Consider the following 19,143-nt stretch of genomic DNA (forward strand, 5'->3'; position numbering starts at 1 on the left):
TCCCCCCTCACCGGTAAAGCTGCACGACATCGCGGTAGGTGCCGCCGACCGAGCCGGTGCCGCCACCGCTGCCGCCGGCCGAGCCCAGCACCTCGCCATAGATCGACAGGACCCGCGGCGTGGTGGCCGAGGAGGACACCGGCTCGGTCAGGAAGATCTTGACGTAGTCGTGCACGGGCACGTCGTTCGTCCGTCCGACGATCTCGGTTCCGCCGGCATCGGGATCGCAGTTGACGGCGGCGACATAGATCACCCGGCGCTCCGGCTCCGGCGCGACATTGGCGGAGCACTGGCCCTGCACCGTCTCCTGCAAAAGACCGTCGATCAGCGGCGAGCCGGTCAGGGGCGCGGTCGTGCCGTTCTGCTGCGCCTGGGCGACGGCGAGGGCGTGCGCCTCGTTCATCTTCGTCTCGGCGACATACATCTCCCAGCGGGTGCCGATATACTTGCCCTCTTTGGGGTCCAAGGGATCGAAACCGTACGTATCGCGCGGATCGACGAGACCGTGGTTCTGGGCGACATAGGCCGCGTCGTTCCAGGTGCCGTCGCCGTAGGGATCGGCCAGCCCGTCGAGATCGAAGTCGCAGCTGCCGGTGATGAGGCAGTTGTCCCAGGGGAGCTTGGCCGCGTTGGACGGGTCCGTGTTATTGCCGATGCACTGGTTGCCGGTGCCGGAGATCACGCCCTTGACCACGTTCGGCGCGGGGGCATAGGCGGGATCGTTGCGCTTCTGGCTCATCGCGCCCTGATACATGTCGAAGCGCGTGTTGAAGGCGTAGTCGAAGATGCCGACATTTTGGCCCGGCTCGCTATTGACGCCGTTCTGCGCGAAGCACTGGGTGACGCCTTCGCGCGCGCCGACCATGCAGCGCATCTCGCCTGCGACGCTGTTCTCCTCGGCGCACGGGCCTTCGTCGTCGAAGATGATGTCGTCGGAGGCCAGGAAGCCGAAATTACCCGGGCCCCAGGCCTCGTTGCCGGTGTCGCGCAGGTGGATCATCTGGCCGATATTGTCATCCGCCCGCCACAGCGCGCCCGTCACCGGATCGGCTGCGGGAATGCAGAACATCAGCGGGGTGATGTCGCAAGCATATTGCGTCATCCCCGCCACCGCGCCCGCGCTGGTGAACGTGTTGAGGTCCGCCTGTCCGGTGAGCTGCGTGAAGGCGCGGCCGAAGGAGAAGCCCGCATCGAAAACGTCCAGTTGGACGCCGACATAGCGGGCGCGCGTCGGATCCGTCGTGGTGGCGGTGACCGCGTCGGTGTCGGAGGCGGGCAGGGTGCTGTAGAAGGTCAGCGTGTAATCGCCGGTCTCGAAGTCGCGGCCGCCGTCGCCATAGGTGCTGTAGTCCGACACCATCGCCGCGGCCGCAGCGGTCGCGCGGTCGATCGAGTCGGGCCTCAGGTCGAGCTCTCCGGCGGCGGCCAGCGCGACGTGATCGGCATAGCCCTGCAATTCGGAATGGGTGACGCCCAGGCGGCCGGTATCGAAGGTCAGCGCCATGAGCCCGCAGAACAACCCCAGCAGCACGCCCACCATCGGCAGGATCGAGCCACGCGCGTCGCGCGTCAGGCGGGGGAAGGGGCGGCGGGTCATGGGTCTCTGCCTCCGGGTCCGCGGGTTCAGTTGAGGATCGTGTCGGAGAGTTCGGTGCCGCGGCGGATGCGGACGCGCTTCTGCCGCTCGCCCTCGGAGTCGACGACCGGGCCGTCGAGCAGGTCGACCAGGCTGACCGCTTCCAGTTCCTGGGCGTCCTCCGTCTCCTCGAAGGAGCGCAGCGTCAGGCTGAGCCGTCCCGCGCTTTGGGCCAGCGACAGGCGCTGCGCCTCGTCGGGCGACACGTCGACGGTGACGGTGCGGGCGACCATCGGGTTGTCGTTGTTCTCGTCGGACATCTGGTCGACGGCGATGACGCGGACGTTCTGCATGATCGTGTGGGTGGTCAGGCCGCCGCCGCCGCCACGGGTCAGCACGATGTCGACGAAGTCGCCCGGCGTGACGAAGCCGCCCGCCGAGGTCTGCGCGTTGACGGTCAGCGCCATGGCGCGGCGCGACGGGTCCAGCGTCTGGGTGATGGTAACCTTCTCACCGAAGTCCGAGACTTTGGGGGCCAGGATGATGTCGCCCTGGCTGAAGGGCCGCTTGGCGCGGCGCAGTCCCTGGCCGTCGCTGGGCAGCAGTTGGTCGAAGCTCGTGAAGGTGGCGGCGGGCGCCGCGTCGGCGGGCCACTCGATGATGTTGAGCATATGCGCCTCGATCGCCTGGCCGAAGCCAATATCTGCCTTGGCGACGATCACCGGCACGGTCTCCGGCGCGGCTTCTCGAGTCGCTTCGACCGGGGCCGGAGTCAGGTAGTCGCGCGCGAGATAGGTTGTGCCTCCGGCGACGGCGAGGCCGGTCAGGGCCGTGAGAAGGGAGGCTACGCGCATGGTCGATCTCCGGGTTCGGTGGAAGCTTTGGATCGCGCGGCATCTGCCGCCGCGCGGTCCTGTCTCTGATCGGTCTGGTCAGCAGGTGATCGTGGTCGTCGTGACTGCGGCGTCACCCTCGCCGGTTGTCGTGCTCTCGGATCCGCAGGGCATCGCGTTGCCCGCACCGGTCATCGCCTCGGTGATCTCATCGCCCAGACCGCCCAGGGCGACGACGCCGACGCCGATGGCCAGGGCCAAGCCGATGCCGTACTCGGGAAGGGTGAGGCCGCGCTCGTTGCTGATCAGGCGCGTGAACAGGTTCTTCATCTCATTACTCCAATCTTTCCGTCATCTTGACGGATGGGTTGCCGCCCCCCTCGTGCGGAGCGTCTGGCGTCGCCTCGTCGTCGAGGAACGCATTCAGATTAGGCCGGGCCGTCGGGGCCGCGCATCGTCCGCACGTATTAGAAATACACCCCAGGGTTGTATTTTCCTCCGGTCTCCGCTGGTACGCACCACGGTTCGCCGTTTGGTGACCCTGAACGCCCCTGCGAGCGAATCGCCGAACGGTGCTCCGATTCGCCCGCCCAGGCCCGCCGCTGTGGCCCGAAACTTCGGGATAATGGACGCAAAGGGCTGGAGCCGGCCGGTCCGAAGGGCGGGGCTCTGGTCCATGCGATTCGTGAAGATCGAGCGCCCCGCCCAGGCGAGACGGGGGGCGCGGTCGATTGCGACCGGGCCGGAGGGCTGGCGGCACGGTGCTCCGGCCCAAGGCCGAGAAATGCCGGTCGGGTGCGCGCGTCCGGCGCCATGACCCGCCTGAGCCGAGAGCCATCGCAGACGCGCGCTTTTCAGACGCGCGGGGCTCCCGACCGCCGCGACCCCTGGAAAGGATCGACCTGCGCCGATGATGCGGGGCTTGGCGCGGGCCGGGCTCCGGACCTGCGCGTTGGGAGAGAGTCGACGCGCGGCCGGAGCGCGGCCGGACGGCGCCTGCTCGGCCCGGTCGCCTCCTATCCTCCCTCGGAGCGGGGTGCGGCTTCTGGAGACGCACCCGCGCCAGTCTTCGGCGGCGCCGAACCTCCCGGGTGGCTGTCCCCCGGGGCCGTCTCTGACGCCTAGAAGATCAGGATATCGTCGATCCCGAGGCTGGCATCGGGGCCGAGGGTGACGACGGGCTGCAAACCCTCCGGACCGCTGCCATCCAAATCGAGCAGCAGCGTGCCGGTGCGCGGCGCGAACCCGGCGGTCCCGTCCAGCAGCAGCCCCAGAGCGACCTCTGGCGCGAGGGCGCGGATGTCGATACTGCCGTCGCCAAGCCCCAGCAGTCGATCGTCGAGGACGAGCTTGTCGCCGCGCGCGAAGTCGGTCACCTCGATGGTCGAACTCGACCCGAGCAGGACGAAGAAATCGTCCCCCGCGCCCCCGGTCATCGTGTCGTATCCGCCCGCGCCGATCAGGGTGTCGCGGCCGTCATGTCCGACCAGCTCGTTCGCCTCACCGTTTCCGGTCAGCCGGACGCCGTTCGGGCCGGCGGCCGAAAGCCTCTCGATGGAGGCGCCGCCGATGGAAAGATCGACGGTCGTCCGCACCTCGTCGAACCCTTCGCCCGCCGTCTCGACAATCCGGTCGGCGCTGTCATCGACGATGTAGACATCGTCGCCCGCGCCGCCCTCGACCGTATCGGCCCCGGGGCCGCCGGTCATCGTGTCGTTCCCGGCGCCGCCCCGGATCAGGTCATCGCCCCCGCCGCCAAGCAGGACGTCGTCGCCGCCAAGCCCGTCGAGGGTCTCGTTGGCGCCCGTGCCGGTGATCGCGTTCGCCGTATCGTCGGCGGAGGAGACGAGCTGCCCGCGGATCTCGCCTCCGGGGAAGGCGGCGGTGTGGATGTTGACATAGAGGTCTAGATCGCTGCCCGGCGCGCTTTGGGCGAGCGCGGGCAGGAAGGCTTCGATCCCCTCGGCGCCGTCCCAGATGCCGGTCGCCGTGACCGATCCGTCGCGATTGAAGGTCGCGGACAGATCGTCGTCGCTCAGGAAGCCGAAGACCACGCCGCCATCGACGCCGCGCGCGCCGGCATGGATATGCGCGTTGGTGATGTTGGCGAGACTCGCGACCGTCACGCTATAGCTGAGCGTGCCGGCCACGGCGTCGAAGACGGCATAGCCGACCCCGCTTCCCGCCGAGCCGGTCGGCGTCGTGGGCTGGGTGCCATCGAGTGTGAACTGGAACACGCGGTTCGCCGCCGACCCGACTTGCGCGTCGAGATCCGCGTAGCTCAGCGTGCGGTCGTCGAAGGCGATGGTTTCTATGTCGTCTGCGATGAAGTCGGCCCCCGCGGCGGAGGTCACCAACAGGCCGCCCTCGGCCGCGGCCACCGCGATGGCCCGGCTATCGGCCGCCAGCACAGCGACGTCGACACCGTCCCCGCCGGTCAGGGTGTCATTCCCGCTCCCCCCGATCAGTCGGTCGTCGCCCGCCCCGCCATCGGCCGTGTTAGCCCCATCGACGGTGAACTCGGGTCCGAAGCCGCCCTCCACGCTGATGTTCAACGTCGCGGTCGAGGTCTCGGACAAAACACTGCCGCCATAGGCGCTCAGCGAGATGGTGTAGGTGCCATCGGCATCGAACTGGTGCTCGATGAAAGAATCCCGCCCGGAGGTCGAACCCGCGCCGCCCAAGCCGGTGGCGCTGTCGTCATCCCAGGTGATGGCCGTCCCGTCGGCACGGAGCAGGGTGAGATACGTGTCGAAGCTGGCCCCGTCGATGTCGAAGACCCAGGTCTGCCCGGCCTTCGCCTGGAAGGTGAACGCCTCCTCCCGGTCGCCGGAGCCCGTGATCTCAAGCGTCTGATGGGGGCGGGTCGTGGCATTCTCGATGTCGGGCGTCTCCAGGAGGCTCCAATCCCGCCCCAATGCAAGCGGCTGGGTGAGCGGGTTCACCGTTGCGCTGTCGATGACGCGCAATCCGCTCCCCTCGATCCGCAGGACATCGTCGCCGGCGCCGCCGAGGAGGGTGTTGTTTCCCGATCCGCTGATCAGCGTGTCGTTGCCCTCGGCTCCGGCGAGCAGGTCGTCACCCTGCAATCCTTCGATCAGATCGTCGCCATAGCCGCCGGTCAGGTCGTCGGCGCCGGACGTGCCGCGGATCGTCTGGTTGCGCAGCGCGAGGAGCGTGGGGAGATCGAGTGTCGTCTCATCGCTGAACTCGAAGGTCTCGAAGCCCGAGGTGGTGATGGTGCCGGCCTCGGTGGTCAGCACGAGGCGATCCTCCGGACCGCGCACGACAAGGGCTACGCTTGGGGCGCCGACCACCAGGAGGTCGGTGCCGTCCCCGCCCGAGACGACATCGTCTCCGGACCCGACCGTGACGGTATCGTCCCCCGCGCCGCCGGAGACGGTGTCGTCGCCTTCCGCCCCGTCGAGCAGGTCGTTGCCGTCATCCCCGGAGATGTCGTCACCGTCCGCCCCGCCGGCGATGGTGTCGTCCCCGCCGCGGCCGCGCAGCGTGTCGGCTCCGGCGTCACCGAACAGCACGTCATTCGCCCCCGATCCGGTCAGGCTGTCGTCCCCTTCGCGCCCGAAGAGGGCGGTGGAGGTCTCGGCTGCGGTCAGCGTGTCGCCGGCCTCGGTGCCGATCCGCTCGGCCATGAACCGGCGGATCAGAACATCCGCGTCGTCTCCGTTCCAACTCGCGTGACCGCTCCACAGCGCCAGTAGGGAGCCATCTCCGAGCGACACGAATTCAGGCGTGACCTGAATGTAGTTGATCTCGAAGTCGCCCCGCGTGTGCATCTGCAACCGCTCGCCGACCTGCGCCCCCGTTTCGTCGAACCGAAAGGCATAGGACTCGAAGGACGGGTTGTAGCCCGATTTCGAGCGAAGCCCGATCAGGAAGCCGCCATCCTCGACGGCGGACACGCTCGGCCGGTCATAGAGCGCCCCCAGGGAGACATCGCCGCCCTGCGGCGTCCCGTCGGCGTCGAACCGGCGCCAGAGGGTCTCGGTGGAGGAGTTCCAGGCGACCACGAAGCTGCCGTCCCGGAGCGTCGCGACGGCCGGGCTGCCCATCGGCTCATCGGGGGCCGACGAGACGAGATAGGCATCGCGCAGAAGGGCGCCCTCCGGTCCCCTGATCTGGATCCCGACCGAGGGAAAGCCGCTGTCATTGCCATCCGTCGTCTCGCCGATTCGGGTGACGATCGCATAGGTCCCGTCCGCAAGCCCGGTCGAGTCGTAGACTCCGTTCCAGCGGTCGTAAGAATAGGAGCCCGTCCCGATCCACGGACTCACCTGGAAGGGGGCCGTCGTGAGGTTGCCCTGGGCGCCGAAAATGGCGCTGTAGAGAGTCTGCGCGCCGATATACTGCGCCAGGATGCCGCTATAGCCGGCTTCCCAGGTGACGGCGAACCCGCCACCTTCGAGCGCGGTGATCGTCGAGCCGCCATATCCGCCGGCGAGGCCGTTGACCTCGACGCTCTGCGTCTCGGAGATCTGGCGGTCGGGCAGGGCCAGGATCCGATCCGACAGGTCTTGGCCCGCGGCATCGAAGGTGCGGACGCGCATATTCGCGGCCTCGGCATCCCGCCAGGCGATCGCATAGCCGCCGTCCTCGAGCCCCGTGACGACGGGGTTGATGCTGCTGCTGCGGCTGGAGGACGAGCTGTAGATCGTCTCAAGCGCGCCGACGGAATTTCCTGCGGCATCGTAGCGCTGCGCCAGCAACTCATGGGTCGAGCTGTCGTCCGCATCGGGCTGGTTGACCCAGACGACGACGGCGCCGCCATCGGCCAGGGAGGCGATGACCGGATCGCGCTGATCGGAGATCGTCTCCGCTTGTGTGCGGGTCGCGCCGGCAATGGGGAATAGCTGGTAAGTCATTCTCAAACCTCAGTCGTTCGGCCTTCCGATTAGCCCAAGATCGATGCCTGTCTTTGATGAGTATCAAGGATGCGGATCAAGCGGCCGCCACCGGCCGACAGCCTGTGGCGCGGCCCTCGTGGCACTGGGTTGTGCCGCCCCGGGGTCGCCCTCTGCGCTGGTCGCTGGGGGGCGCGGTAACCCCTCGTCTCCCTCGCGCGGGGAGGGGCGGTTCCTACCGATCGCGGGGCACCGGAGGCCGCGTCCGTCCCGCCCGCCGCTTATGGCAAGGGCAGGTCTCAGCCGGAGCGTTCGGGCCGGCGCGGATCGTGAAACGCGGAGATCGGCAGCCCGGTCGCGCGGCGTCGTGAGGTCATCAATCTCCGGCGGAGGCGTTCGTTCGACAAGGCGGACAGATCCGCCCGGCCCAGGCGGTATCTGTTCCGCGCGATTCCGGGATAGAGCCACGGATGAACCGGTCGCGGCAGGATCCGCAACGCGGTGGCCAGCCGGCCCCTCCGGCTCAGCCCGCCTCCGATCCGAATGATTTCGTACATGCCCGACCATGTCTTGTCTGGGCACTGAACCGGGGGCTGGATTCGAGTGGCGCGTTGGAGTTGAGCGATGAGGAGCGGGTCGCGTTCAAGGCTGCCCTGGACGTGGCGCGGTTTGGGACGGGCCGTCCGCTGCGCGATGAAAGGACGGTCGCCGAGGGGGCTCGTCAGGCGACTACGGAACGATGCGAAATGGCGCACCCTCCCGGATCGCTTTGGCCCGTCGTGGCGAGCGTCGAAGCTGCGCATCCGATGGTCGAAGGTAGGGCGATGGGCGCGGGCGTTCGAAGGCCTTTGGGATGGCGGCGCAGGGTCCGAACCCGAGGAGGTCTGCATGGACCGCAGCGACATCCGGCTCCCTTACAAGGCGGCCAGCGGAAGGGGGCACTCGCCTGAACGCGCTTGGCCGCTCGCGCGGCTGCTACGGTTGCATGGCGGTGGCCGCTTCCGACCGGCCGGGACGGATGCTCTCCCATCCGCTCGATGCCCGGCCGGGCGGTCAAGCTGCGCGCGGCGCCAGAGCGACGTGTGGCGGTGAGGGGCTTGGGGCGTGGCAATGCCATTGTCGGCGATCGGGGCTCCTCCTCGCAGCGCTGGTGGAGGGCCATCCGGGCGGCGGTCGCCCTCGCCGTCCTCCCCGCGCAGTCGACGCACCGCGACGCCCCCGGTCATGAGCGTCTATCGCCCGATTGGGTCGGACGTCCTCCTGGGGGCGGCCTGAGGTGGGGCGAGAGCGCCGCGCCTCGCCGGTGGCGGTCTCCAACGCACCGGTGACGGCGGCCTGTTCGACGGTCGCGCCAGGACCGGCTGCGATCGGAGCGCGCCCGTCCCTTGGGGGCAGCGCCTTCCGGTCCATCCGAGGCGTGCCCGCGCCGCCATAGACCGAGAGACCGTACTCTGAATTTATCAGAACCCGGCGGTGGCGTTCCAACTGCCAGATCCCGCGGATCTTGACCGGGCGACAGCCGAGGACGCCGAACGCAAGCGCTGATTGGGTCAATAGCGCGGGAAAACGAGAGGGCATCGGTCGCTCCCGCGTGGGCAGAGGGTGATGCGCGTCCGAGCTCGCTCCGCCATGGGCGGGCCGTCGGCGGTCGCATCGGGTTGGCGTGAGGAGCCGAAGGCCCCGGTCGGCGCGGGACCGGTCTTGGTCCGACATCGCGCCCTGGCCGGGCACGTCATGGGTGTCGTCGCTTATGGACTGCATGGCTTGCGTCAAGCCGAGCTGGGGAAAGAAAGGCGTAGCTCTGAACGCGGGTAGCAATATCGACGGTTCCGACGACGAACGGGCGGCGCGGCGCCGCCGTCATCTGGCCGGATCCCAGGGCCGGACGTCGCGGCCATCGCCGTAGTGGAGGACGGTGAAGCCTTCCTCCGCCGTGGGTGGCGTGAAGTGGCGGTTGAATTCATGGAACTGGGCGTCGCTAACCGTGAAAGGGTGCGCGCCCAAGGCGTTGCGGGCGCGCAGCCGGGCAAGACATGCGTCGTCCGACATGTCCAGAAAATGCAGTCTGTGAGCCACGCCGGGCGTCGCCGCCAGCGTCCTCAGCCATCGGCGCTGGCCCGGCGTGTTCGCGGCGAAGTCGAGGACGACGGACAGGCCCGTCTCCAGCAGCGCCGCCACATGCGGCTGCATAACGCGCCGAAGCTTGCCGCTGCATCTCACATAGTCGTCGAGAGACTGAAGCGCGTCTGCGAAGAGGGCGTCGAGCCATGCGTCCTCCGAGATGAGGACGGCTCCAGGGGCCGCGCCGAGTTGGGCCGCCAGCGTCGACTTGCCCGAGGCGATCTTGCCGCAGAGGATGTGCAGCACTGGCTGTGCGTTCGGCATCGATGCGCTCTCCTGTCATTCGCCGGACCTGTCGCCGGCCCGTGTCGTCTCTGGGGCACCTTTCGGCGGCTTGGACAAGACCCGCGATCCTGTCGCCCGGATGGCGCGGGGCACCCCAGCGACGGGAGGGATCCCGCGGCCCGTGGCGCGACCGCGCCTGTCGCGGAACGGTCGGGGCGGGGGCTCTCATGTCCGCGCAGGGTTCCGGCGCGCCTCCAGCCATGTCGATCGGCGGCGCCAACATCGGGTCCGATCGTGAAGGCAACCGCGCCCGCGCGGCACCGGCCGCAGCCGGCGGCGGTCGAGCACATACGAATGCACGACCATCACCGCGTCATGCAGGGTGCCTCTATCCCCGGTCGAGACAGGCCGCCCGCCTTTCCCTTCGCGTCGTCTTCCGTCAGCCGCTTTTCCGGTCCGGGCGTTCTGCCTCACCGAAATCCTGTTTTTCCTGAACGACTTGGCCCTGGCCGGCTCGCTTGGGGTCGAGCTGATCGCTGCGCTCGGACGTGCCAGCCCGGTGCTCTTGTCGGTGGGGCGCGCGCAGCTCGCCTCCGCTCGCGCGCGGGCTTGCGCTTCCCGAAGCAAAGGGCGGATCGCGGCGGGCGACCGGCCACGACGGGACGGGAGGTCTATCACCCGCGCCCAGGTCCAAGCGCCATCGCGGCGAGTCCGGTGCCCGCCAGAGCAGACGCGGCCCCGAGCCAGGGCCAGAGCCCGGGCAGGATCGAGAACAGGAAAAGATAGTCTTGCCACAGCGCCCAGAGCGGCCAGAGGACAAGCGGAAGCGCCACCCCGCCGGACAGCATCCGCAGGAGGAGGGCGCGCCGCCGGTTGCCGCGATAGGCGCGCCAGAGGCCGAGCGCGGCCACGGCGAGGCCCAACGCGATGGCCCCCTGCGCCGCCCGCTCGGCCCAGAGCACGCGCGCCATGCCGACGGGGGCGACGCCGAGGCGCTCGGACCATTCCCGCAGGATCGCGGCGAAGAGCGGCCAGGCCCGTTGGCTGTTCGACAGGATCACGATGCCGTCGCCGGTGTCCGGCACGAGATGCAGATGGCTCATCCAGCCGTAGCCTTGCCCGCCATGCCAGACCGCCCTCCGCCCGTCCGAGAGACGCTCGGTGAAATGGCCCAGCCCATAGCCCTCGGCGGCGAAGCCGAAGAGGCCGCCGACCGCGACCTCGCTCCGGTGCAGACGGGCCACGTCATCGGGCGACAGCACCTGCTGGTCCGCACCCGCCATCCCGGCGACTGCGAAGCGCGCGATATCGGCGGCGGTCGCATGCAGCCCGCCCGAGGCGCGCCCCGGATAGACATAGGGCGCGACGGGCTGCTCGTGCAGGTCATGGCCCACGGGGATCGGCTTGCCGGTCCAGTCGAAACTGGCCTGCGCCATGCCGAGCGGTTCCAGAACCTCGCGCGACAACAGCGCGGCGAAATCCTCGCCCGTGGCGTCCTCTATGACGAGCTCCAGTAGGCTGTAGCCGGTGTCCGAATAGGAAAACCCCGCGCCGGGCGGGGCGATCAGGGCGACATCCTCCGCGACATGGCCGGGCAGGTCCGGCCGCTCCGCGCCCGGCGGAAAGCGGGCGGCGAAATCGCCGAGACCGAGACCGGCGCTGTGGCTCAGCAGCGCGCGCGGCGTGATCGCCGCCGCGTCGCCCGGCGGCGTCCAGCGGGTCAGGTATCCGCCGATCGGCGCATCGAGATCCAGCCGCCCGGTCTCCGCCAGCCGCATCGCGCCCCAGGCGGTCACGGGCTTGGAGATCGACTCGACGCGGAAGAGCGCGTCCGTGGTCATCGGCCGGCCCGTCGCCGGATCGGCCATGCCGAAAGCGCCCGTCCAGACCGGCGCGCCGTCCTCGATCAGTACGACCACCGCGCCCGCCACACCGTCCGACGCCATCCGGCCCGTGATCGTGGCACCGAGCGCCTCGCCAGCGGCCACTCCCTCCGGGTCCGCCGACACGGCTTGGGTCAACGCGGCGAAGATCGTCACTGCCTGACAAACGCAGCGCGGGGCGCGCGGCCTCATGCCTCCGAGACCCGGAGCACCAGCTTGCCCGTGACCGTGCCTGCCTCGATCCGCCTATGCGCCTCCCGCACCGCGCTCAGCGGCAGCACCTCGGCCACGACCGGCGCGATCCGGCCCTCGGCCAGCAGCCCGAACAGCGCGCCCAGATCGGCCCGGAACCACTCGGGATGTGCTCGTCGCATGGCCCCGATCGAGTAGAACGCAGTGGCGTGGCCGTTGGGCAGCCAGTCCCAGATTTTCAGCTTCACGAAATCCAGGGGGATCGTGCCGCCGCGCCCCAGCACCTCGTTCTGGAAGCCGAAGGCCACGAGCATCCCGCCCGGTTTTAGCACATGAAGCGAGCGGGAGAGGCTGTCGCCGCCCAGCGGGTCGAAGACCGCATCGACCCCGTCTCCCGTCGCGGCCCGGATCACCCCCTCGGGCGCATCCGCGTCCAGCGGCGTGGCGCCAAGGCTGCGGATCACGTCATGCTTGGCCGCGACATCGCTGCCGAAGGCCGCGATCCCGGCATCGCGCGCCAGTTGCAGCATCGCCGTCCCGACGGCGCCCCCGGCCCCGTGGATCAGCAGGCTCTGGCCTGCGGTCAGCTTCGCCACCCGGTGCAGCATCTGATAAGGCGTGACGCCCGACAGGATGATGCCGAGCGCATCCACATCCGTGAGGCCCTCCGGCACGGGCGTCAGCCGGTCCTCGGGCAGGCAGAGATACTCGGAATAGGCCCCGATGGTCGTCAGATCCGCCACCCTGTCGCCCAGGGCGAAACGGGAGGCCTCCGGTCCGAGCGCATCCACGACCCCGACCATGTCGTAGCCGAGAACGAAGGGCGGCTTTTCGGTCACGTCTGGATACATGCCCTTGCGGATCATGACATCGGTGAAGGCGGCGCTGGTCACACGCACCCGGACACGCACTTCGCCCGGCCCGGGTGTGGGGGGATCGGTGCGCGTGACAAGCTCAAGACCTTCGGGGCCGCCGAAGGCTGTCAGTCTGACCTGGGTCCAGGGCATCCTTATCTCCGTTCGTTCTTCAGGGTGATGGCGAGATCCGCAAGCGCGGCCTCCAGGGCGGGCACGAGGTCGCTCGCGTCATCCGCGATCCCGATATCGCTGTTGATCTGGAACGCGACGCTCACGCCGTGCGCCGCGTAGTGGCGCAGGCTGGAGACATAGCCCGGGATCCAGCCGCCATGGCCATAGACAGGCCCGCGCGGCGTATCGGCATAGATCGCGACGCCCGCGCCATAGCGGATGCCGGGCGCGTCCGGGTCCACGGCGACGCCGTCGATCAACCGGTCGAGATAGGGGCCCGGCATCGCCGCGCCGCCAAAGAGCAGATGGCCCCAGCGCGCCAGATCGGCGGAGGTCGAGGCAAAGCCGCCGCCGGCGGCTTCCACCGCCGGGTTCCAGAGCAGGTGCCCCTCCACATCGCTGGTGCGCGCGGGCAGACCGAAGCGATTGGCGGGGTCGGTATAGCCGACCGCGAGGCCGGGCAGGTCGGGGCGGTCCGAAGGGAAGGTGGCGCCCAGCGCGAGCGGACCCAGCAGGCGGGTGCGCACGGCGTCGTGCCAGCCCTCGCCCGTCACCTCCTCGATGACGAGGCCCAGCAGGACATAGCCCGTGTCGCTATAGGCCCAGCCGCGTCCGGCCTCGAAGAGCGGCGCCCGCCTGGCCACGAAGGCCAGGAGCCGCTCGGCGTCGAAGGCGCTGCCGTCCCCCGTCAGCCGGGCCCAGCTCTCCTGGAACTCCCGGAGATGCACATAGTCCGGTATCCCGGAGGTGTGATGCAAAAGCTGGCCGAGGGTGAGGCTGTCGGCGTTCGGCAGCGTCCCGAACCAGGGGCGATCCCCGAGATGGGCCGACAAGAGATCGTCGCGCGAGAGCCGGCCCTCGTCCTCCAGCGCCAGCAGGGTGGCGGCGACGAAGCTCTTGCCGATGCTGGCCGCCAGCATCGGTGTCTCCGGCGTCATGGCGCGCCCCGCTTCGACATCGGCAAAGCCCGCGGCCCCGGAGATCACCGCGCCGTCCGGCAGGACGAGGGCCGCTGTCACGCCCGGGATGCCATATCGCTCCAGGACATCGCGCAACGCGCGGGCAAGCCGATCCTCCTGTGCCGTCGCGGGCGCCACGAGGCTCGCCGTCGCCAGGGCGAGGAAAGACCGCCGGCGCATCGCCTTACTCCGCGGGCTGCGGTGCAGGGCCGGACGCCGTCGGGAGAACCTCCGTTATGGCGCCTGCGCGGGTGAACATCGTGGCGCGGTTCCACCAGACGATGACCCCGGCCACCGCCACCAGGATCCATGTGTCCCAAGGCTGGGCGTCGGCCCAGAACGGGTTGATCAGCTGCCAGTGGAACAGCATCGGCCAAAGCAGGCTGCCCCGCGCGCTGTTGAAGATCGGCGTGACCAGCACCGCGAGCGTCACGTTGCCCACGAAGAAGGGCAGGAAGTTCCAGTCCGCGAAGACCACGCCCGCGAGAAAGAAGGCGGGCAGGTGCCAGGTTCCCCAGGTCGCGCCGATGAGAACGCCCGCCCAGATCGGCGCCATATGGCGTTGCAGAAGGGGCTGCATGACGCCGCGCCAGCCGAACTCTTCCACCGGGCCGAGAAAGAGCATCATGAAGAGAACGGCCACGACCGGCCCCGCGCCCTCGGGCGGCAGCGGGGCCAGCATCGGCCCGCCCTTGAGCAGCGATCCCGCGACGAAGACCAGGGGCAAGGCGAGCAGGATGAACGCCGCCCAGCCCCAGGATCCGCGCCAGAGGAAGAGGCGCGACAGGAAAGCCCGGAGACCCGACGCTCCGGCATAGCGGAAGACGATCAGGAACGCGGCGATGGCGGGCGCCCAGGTCGCGAGAAAGAAGAACGGGTGCGATCCGCTGATCTCGCCGAAGAGGCTGGCCGCCTTGTCCGGCGCCAGGATGTAGATCCCGATCAGGCCCCAGGTGATCAGGAACGTCGCTCCGAGAAACAGGGCGAGCGCCGAACTCGGAATCGCCATCGAGGAGGAGGTGTTCGACTTCGCTGCCATGGCTGGATCCGCCGGGTAAGGGAGAGGTCGCATCCCCGGTAACGAGCCCCCCGGACCGTTGCCGTGACCTGGATCAAGCGAACGGCGCATGGAGCCGCTTTCGTGGAGTGCGCCTGTGGCGCAGGGCCCGTGTGAGCCGAGGGCCGGCAGGTTCGAGGGGACGTCGGTTCGGGGTTCGGTGGGGGAGGTCGGCGTCCGCCCCGCGCGATCGGCGTGAGAGCGCCACGCGCGCCCGCCGCCTGCGCAGGCTTGTCGGCTGCGGGCTGGCTGCCGGGCGGTCAGTTCGCCCGGGACAGCAACCGGTCGGCGCCGCCCGCCAGCTGCTCGGGATGGCCGGACTCATCGACGAGCACGAAGGAGGACCGGCCGCGCTCGAACATGGCGATGGTGCGGCCCTGATACTCGAAGGCCGTGGGCGGGTCCTCGGCATCCTCCGGGCTGCGGGCCACGACCAGCAGCAGGAGCCGTCCCAGATCCGGCGCGTCGGCGACGATGGCGACGGCCGGGCGGTCGGGGGTCGCGACGATCTGAACGTCGCGCAGCGTCCAATCCTCCGGCAGCTGCGGCAGGTCGATGCCGAGCGCCGCGACGATCTCCTGTGGGTCCAAATCCGCGCTTTCGGGCTGCGACACCATCCAATGCCGAAGCTCCAGCGCGGCTTGGGCGTCGAGCGCGGCCTCGACCAGCGGGGGGGCGGTGGCGGGGCCGGCCGCTTGCCAGAGGACATGGCCGGTCCAGCCGAGCGCGACCAGAGCGGCCGCTGCCGCGATGGGCGCGACGCGGTGCAGCAGGCGCTGGGCGCGCAGCCGATCCTGCAAGCGGCGGGCCTCTGTCACGAGCCGTGTCGGCGCGGGGGTCTCTGCCTCGGACAGGGCGCGCCGCAACGCGGCGGCGTTTCGCGCGTCGGCCAGCAGGTCGGATGTCCGCTCCGGGTGCTCCGCCAGATAATCGGCGACGGCGAGGCTGCGATCGGCGTCCAGCCGCCCTTGGAACATCGCCAGAAGATCCGCCTCCAACTCCGGATCGGGGTCAGTTCTGTCGTGCATTGTGTCCTCCGACGATGCGGAAAGGCCTCGCGGGCTTTGTCTCAGCTCCGCCATCCTCGAAGGCGCGCAGGGCCGCCCGCGCCCGACCGACGCGGGACATGACCGTGCCCGGCGGAACGTCGAGAACCTGCGCCGCCTCAACCGGTCCGAGCCCCTCCAAAGCAACCAGGTGCAACGCTTCGCGCTGCTCGGCGCTGAGCGACAGGAAGGCGACGCGCAATTGCGCCAGCCGCGCCGCATTCTCCCCGGACGGGGCGACGAAGGGGGGCCGCGACTCGGCCCAGGCCCGTTCCCGCGCCTGCGCCGCCCGCGCGCTGCGATGGCCGTCGATGAAGAGATTGTGCAGGATCGCCATTAGCCAGACCCGCGGATCCGCGCCGTCGCGGAAGCTGGCCCGCCGTTCCTGTGCGCGAACGAAGGTAGCCTGCACCAGATCGTCGGCCGCCTCGGCATCCCGCGTCAGCACGAGGGCATAGCGCCGCAGCGCGTCGAGCTGTCCGACGATGTCGAGCGTGTCACGGGCCATGGCGGCTCACCTCTCGTCCGACGGGCGGGTCATGGCGCGGCCTCGGCCCGGGCCGACGTCCCTGCACGATAGGAGGAGCCGGATGTGCCGACATGGCCCGCGTTCTCCTCCCGCAGACGCGCCGCCGTCTCGTCATAGAGGAAGGGCAGAAAGGCATAGCGCCGGCCGCGCGTGACCTTGCTCACCCTGTGCAGAAGCGAGCAGGAGAACACGACCGCGCCGCCCGGCGGGGCCTTGAAGCTGCGCGGCCCGTATTCGGGAAAGCTGACCTCGCCGCCGTCGAAATCGTCGTTGAGATTGACCGAGACGGCGAAGCGGCGATGCGCGGTGCCCTTGGTCGTGTTGTCGCGATGGGCCGAGAAATGCCCCCCATCCTCGGCGGCGTAGCAGGAGATGATGTAGCGCTCCATCCGCGTGACCCGGAACTGGTGGACCTTGGCGATTTCGGGCACGACCCGGCGCAGGAACCGCGCCTGAAGGGCGGAGACCAACGTGCGATCCTGGATGTCGTAGTCCTTGCGGCGCTTGAACGCCGGGTCGGTCACGCCGACCGTCTTGCCGTCGATTTCGCGCATGAACCCGCTCTCCTGGCCGCCCTGCGCCTCGTAGAGCCCGATCAGGTGCTGGCAAAGCTCCGGCTCGAAGACGCGCGGCAGGAACAGGATCGGCGCCATGATCTCGACCCCGGCGAAGCGCGCGGGCGGCGGCAGCGCCTCCAGAAGGCGCATCACCTCCGCCAGGTCGCTCCGCTCCGGGCGAAACGGGATCGCGGCGATCACGCGCATCGTGGGGTCGATCACGACCCATTGCCGGACCAATGCGAGCGGCGTGCCGCTGGCGGGTGTGGCGGCCTTGTCGGCCACGCCGTAGCGGCGCGAGACGGTCAGATCGAAATCCCAGAAATGCCGGTAGCCCGGGATCCGGTTTTGGACCCGCCCTTGGGCTTCGTCCGCCGGGTCGACGCTCACGCCGAAAAAGCTGGCCCGATCGTCGTCGAAGAGGTCCGGCCGGTCATGGGCCGCCCGAAGCGCGTCCTGGGCATGGGGATCGGCCGCGCTGCCGTAAAAGCAGAGCACGAGGTAGCGCCCGGCCGCGCTGTCGAAGGCATAGCGCGGGTTGGCGACGCTTCTTTGGATGAAACTCGGCGCCGGGTCGCCTGGCGTCAGCAGGGTCGTGGCGTCGATCTTTAACGGGGAATCCATTCGGGCTCTCAATCATGCGGTTATCGGTCATACGGAGTCCGCGGGCCATCCCATCCCCCGCCGCGACAGATTTGTCGCCGCCGTTCCTTTTAGGGATGAGATCCTGCGGTGCCCGTGCCCCCGCCGAGGGCGCGCGCCTGAGCCCGGGCATGGCCGTGTCGGCCCCCTCCGCTGCGGTAGCCTAGCCGCGATACTGGTCGTCCGTGACCTTCTCCATCCAGGTCACCGCGCTCCCATCAATGCTTTCCTGGATGGCGATGTGGCTCATTGCGGTGTCGGGACAGGCCCCGTGCCAGTGCTTCTCACCGGCGGAGAACCAGACGACATCGCCTTGGCGCACCTCCTCGATGGGGCCGCCCTCGCGCTGGACGCGGCCGCGGCCGAAAGTGACGATCAGGGTCTGGCCGGCCGGGTGCGTGTGCCAGGCGGTGCGCGCGCCGGGCTCGAAGGTGACATGGGCGCCGACGGCGCGTCCGGGCGCTTCGGCCTGAAATAGCGGGTCGATCCGGACGGCTCCGGTGAACCAGTCGGCGGGACCGGGCCCGGAAGGGTTTGTGCCGGCGCGGGTGATCTTCATCTGCGGTCTCCTGTCTGCACGGCGCGCCGTCGCGCCGTTTCTCCGACCCAGAGGTTAAGCGCGGGAGCGCCGGGTGGGACATAGGCGAGTTCATCATCGGGCGGCGTGATCTGACCCGAGCGCATGCAGGTCTTCGACATGCTGGACGCCTTGGAGGCGCGCCTGGTCCAATGGCCGCGCCTTTCCCATGGGCGCGCCTGTGACCGCGCCCGAGATCCGCCTCTTCGTCACGCTGGGCCGCTCCGCCGTCTGCGCGGCCCTGGCGGCGCCGCGGCGGCTTAGCCGCGCAGGCCTCCGGGTTGCATCGGCGCGCGCTGGGTCAGCCATGTGTCCAGAGAGGCGCGAATATGGGTGCTGCAAAGCTCCGCCAGGGCATCGCGGTCCCGCGCCTTCAGGGCCTCCACCATCTCGGCATGGTCCCGCAGGGCGCGGGCGCGGAGCGTCGGATCGGCGATGCCGAACGAGCGGACGGCATTCGCCATCCGGGCATAGCGCGCCACGTCCCGCGCCAAGCTCCTGTTCGCGCAATGGTTGAAGATCGCCGCGTGAAAAGCGTCGTTCAGCCGGTGGATCTCGCGCCGGTCTGAGCGCGCACAGGCCCGCGCATGGGCCTGGCGAACGGCCTCGATATGGTCCAGCTCGCGGGGGCTGGGGAAGGTCAGTCGCAGGATCGCCGCGCGCTGAAGGATGTCGCGGATCTCATAGATCTCGGCCACCTCCTGCGGCGAGACGTCCTTGACCCGGGCCGAGCGGTTGAACGGCTTGGTGGCGACCCTGCGGTCGATCAACAGCGCGATGGCCTGGCGCACCACATGCCGCTTCGCGTCGAAACGGGCGATCAGCGCATCTTCCGGCAGCTCTTCGTGCGGGCGAAGGAGGCCGAAGATCACGTCGTCCTCGATGACGTCCGCGATCTCATGCGCCTTCAAGGCCGCCGGTCCCGCTCTCTCCTTCCGCTGAGCCGTCATGTCGGCGCTCTCCCATTCATGCACCGGTTCGGTCGCTTCCCCGAACCGCTCATCCACAGTCGCGCTGCGCGCCTCCCTAGAGGATCCAAATTGGCATTTTTGCAGG

At 69.4% G+C, this 19,143-nt stretch carries 14 protein-coding genes; all 14 read right to left on the reverse strand.

Annotation, left to right across the window (positions count from 1 at the left end; translation table 11 throughout):
* Positions 1-7 precede the first annotated feature (7 nt).
* Entirely contained in the window at positions 8-1,597 is a 1,590-nt protein-coding gene (locus DTQ71_RS08645) for a pilus assembly protein TadG-related protein (protein WP_109563898.1), read from the reverse strand.
* A 26-nt stretch (positions 1,598-1,623) separates the two neighbouring features.
* Positions 1,624-2,430 (reverse strand): Flp pilus assembly protein CpaB, encoded by an 807-nt coding sequence (gene cpaB, locus DTQ71_RS08650; RefSeq protein ID WP_109563899.1) that lies wholly within the window; start codon positions 2,428-2,430, stop codon positions 1,624-1,626.
* 78 nt (positions 2,431-2,508) lie between these two features.
* The gene (locus DTQ71_RS08655) at positions 2,509-2,739 is read right to left on the reverse strand and encodes a Flp family type IVb pilin (RefSeq protein ID WP_109563900.1); all 231 of its coding nucleotides are present in this window, start codon (positions 2,737-2,739) and stop codon (positions 2,509-2,511) included.
* A 791-nt stretch (positions 2,740-3,530) separates the two neighbouring features.
* The gene (locus DTQ71_RS24590; RefSeq protein ID WP_109563901.1) at positions 3,531-7,292 is read right to left on the reverse strand and encodes a CHRD domain-containing protein; all 3,762 of its coding nucleotides are present in this window, start codon (positions 7,290-7,292) and stop codon (positions 3,531-3,533) included.
* Positions 7,293-9,131: 1,839 nt separating this feature from the next.
* Complete coding sequence (locus tag DTQ71_RS08675; RefSeq protein ID WP_109563904.1) at positions 9,132-9,656, reverse strand: P-loop nucleotide/nucleoside kinase family protein; 525 nt, start codon at positions 9,654-9,656, stop codon at positions 9,132-9,134.
* Positions 9,657-10,291: 635 nt separating this feature from the next.
* Positions 10,292-11,656: a serine hydrolase domain-containing protein gene (locus DTQ71_RS08680; RefSeq protein WP_170125371.1), complete on the reverse strand. Its 1,365-nt coding sequence runs from the start codon at positions 11,654-11,656 to the stop codon at positions 10,292-10,294.
* A 32-nt stretch (positions 11,657-11,688) separates the two neighbouring features.
* Entirely contained in the window at positions 11,689-12,699 is a 1,011-nt protein-coding gene (locus DTQ71_RS08685; protein WP_109563906.1) for a medium chain dehydrogenase/reductase family protein, read from the reverse strand.
* Between the two features lie 2 nt (positions 12,700-12,701).
* Positions 12,702-13,859: a serine hydrolase domain-containing protein gene (locus DTQ71_RS08690; RefSeq protein WP_109563907.1), complete on the reverse strand. Its 1,158-nt coding sequence runs from the start codon at positions 13,857-13,859 to the stop codon at positions 12,702-12,704.
* A gap of 4 nt (positions 13,860-13,863) precedes the next feature.
* A complete protein-coding gene (locus DTQ71_RS08695) occupies positions 13,864-14,718 on the reverse strand; it encodes a CPBP family intramembrane glutamic endopeptidase (protein WP_109563908.1) in 855 nt (284 codons plus the stop codon).
* A 278-nt stretch (positions 14,719-14,996) separates the two neighbouring features.
* The gene (locus DTQ71_RS08700; RefSeq protein WP_146204829.1) at positions 14,997-15,764 is read right to left on the reverse strand and encodes a hypothetical protein; all 768 of its coding nucleotides are present in this window, start codon (positions 15,762-15,764) and stop codon (positions 14,997-14,999) included.
* Positions 15,748-16,290 (reverse strand): sigma-70 family RNA polymerase sigma factor, encoded by a 543-nt coding sequence (locus DTQ71_RS08705; RefSeq protein WP_109563910.1) that lies wholly within the window; start codon positions 16,288-16,290, stop codon positions 15,748-15,750. Before DTQ71_RS08705 ends, DTQ71_RS08700 begins: the two co-directional genes overlap by 17 nt.
* A 29-nt stretch (positions 16,291-16,319) precedes the next feature.
* Positions 16,320-17,492 (reverse strand): 2OG-Fe(II) oxygenase, encoded by a 1,173-nt coding sequence (locus DTQ71_RS08710; RefSeq protein ID WP_109563911.1) that lies wholly within the window; start codon positions 17,490-17,492, stop codon positions 16,320-16,322.
* A gap of 181 nt (positions 17,493-17,673) precedes the next feature.
* The gene (locus DTQ71_RS08715; RefSeq protein ID WP_109563912.1) at positions 17,674-18,069 is read right to left on the reverse strand and encodes a (R)-mandelonitrile lyase; all 396 of its coding nucleotides are present in this window, start codon (positions 18,067-18,069) and stop codon (positions 17,674-17,676) included.
* Between the two features lie 278 nt (positions 18,070-18,347).
* A complete protein-coding gene (locus tag DTQ71_RS08720; RefSeq protein ID WP_146204830.1) occupies positions 18,348-19,037 on the reverse strand; it encodes a GntR family transcriptional regulator in 690 nt (229 codons plus the stop codon).
* Positions 19,038-19,143: the final 106 nt, after the last annotated feature.

This window comes from Jannaschia seohaensis (assembly GCF_900116765.1).
In the GTDB taxonomy this organism is placed as follows: Bacteria; Pseudomonadota; Alphaproteobacteria; order Rhodobacterales; family Rhodobacteraceae; genus Jannaschia; species Jannaschia seohaensis.

Coding starts and splice junctions, on each gene's coding strand:
- DTQ71_RS08645 (WP_109563898.1), bottom strand. CDS start 1,597: ATGACCCGCCGCCCCTTCCCCCGCCTGACGCGCGACGCGCGTGGCTCG.
- DTQ71_RS08675 (WP_109563904.1), bottom strand. CDS start 9,656: ATGCCGAACGCACAGCCAGTGCTGCACATCCTCTGCGGCAAGATCGCC.
- DTQ71_RS08695 (WP_109563908.1), bottom strand. CDS start 14,718: ATGGCAGCGAAGTCGAACACCTCCTCCTCGATGGCGATTCCGAGTTCG.
- DTQ71_RS08705 (WP_109563910.1), bottom strand. CDS start 16,290: ATGGCCCGTGACACGCTCGACATCGTCGGACAGCTCGACGCGCTGCGG.
- DTQ71_RS08710 (WP_109563911.1), bottom strand. CDS start 17,492: ATGGATTCCCCGTTAAAGATCGACGCCACGACCCTGCTGACGCCAGGC.
- DTQ71_RS08720 (WP_146204830.1), bottom strand. CDS start 19,037: ATGACGGCTCAGCGGAAGGAGAGAGCGGGACCGGCGGCCTTGAAGGCG.
- DTQ71_RS24590 (WP_109563901.1), bottom strand. CDS start 7,292: ATGACTTACCAGCTATTCCCCATTGCCGGCGCGACCCGCACACAAGCG.
- DTQ71_RS08655 (WP_109563900.1), bottom strand. CDS start 2,739: ATGAAGAACCTGTTCACGCGCCTGATCAGCAACGAGCGCGGCCTCACC.
- cpaB (WP_109563899.1), bottom strand. CDS start 2,430: ATGCGCGTAGCCTCCCTTCTCACGGCCCTGACCGGCCTCGCCGTCGCC.
- DTQ71_RS08715 (WP_109563912.1), bottom strand. CDS start 18,069: ATGAAGATCACCCGCGCCGGCACAAACCCTTCCGGGCCCGGTCCCGCC.
- DTQ71_RS08685 (WP_109563906.1), bottom strand. CDS start 12,699: ATGCCCTGGACCCAGGTCAGACTGACAGCCTTCGGCGGCCCCGAAGGT.
- DTQ71_RS08700 (WP_146204829.1), bottom strand. CDS start 15,764: ATGCACGACAGAACTGACCCCGATCCGGAGTTGGAGGCGGATCTTCTG.
- DTQ71_RS08690 (WP_109563907.1), bottom strand. CDS start 13,859: ATGCGCCGGCGGTCTTTCCTCGCCCTGGCGACGGCGAGCCTCGTGGCG.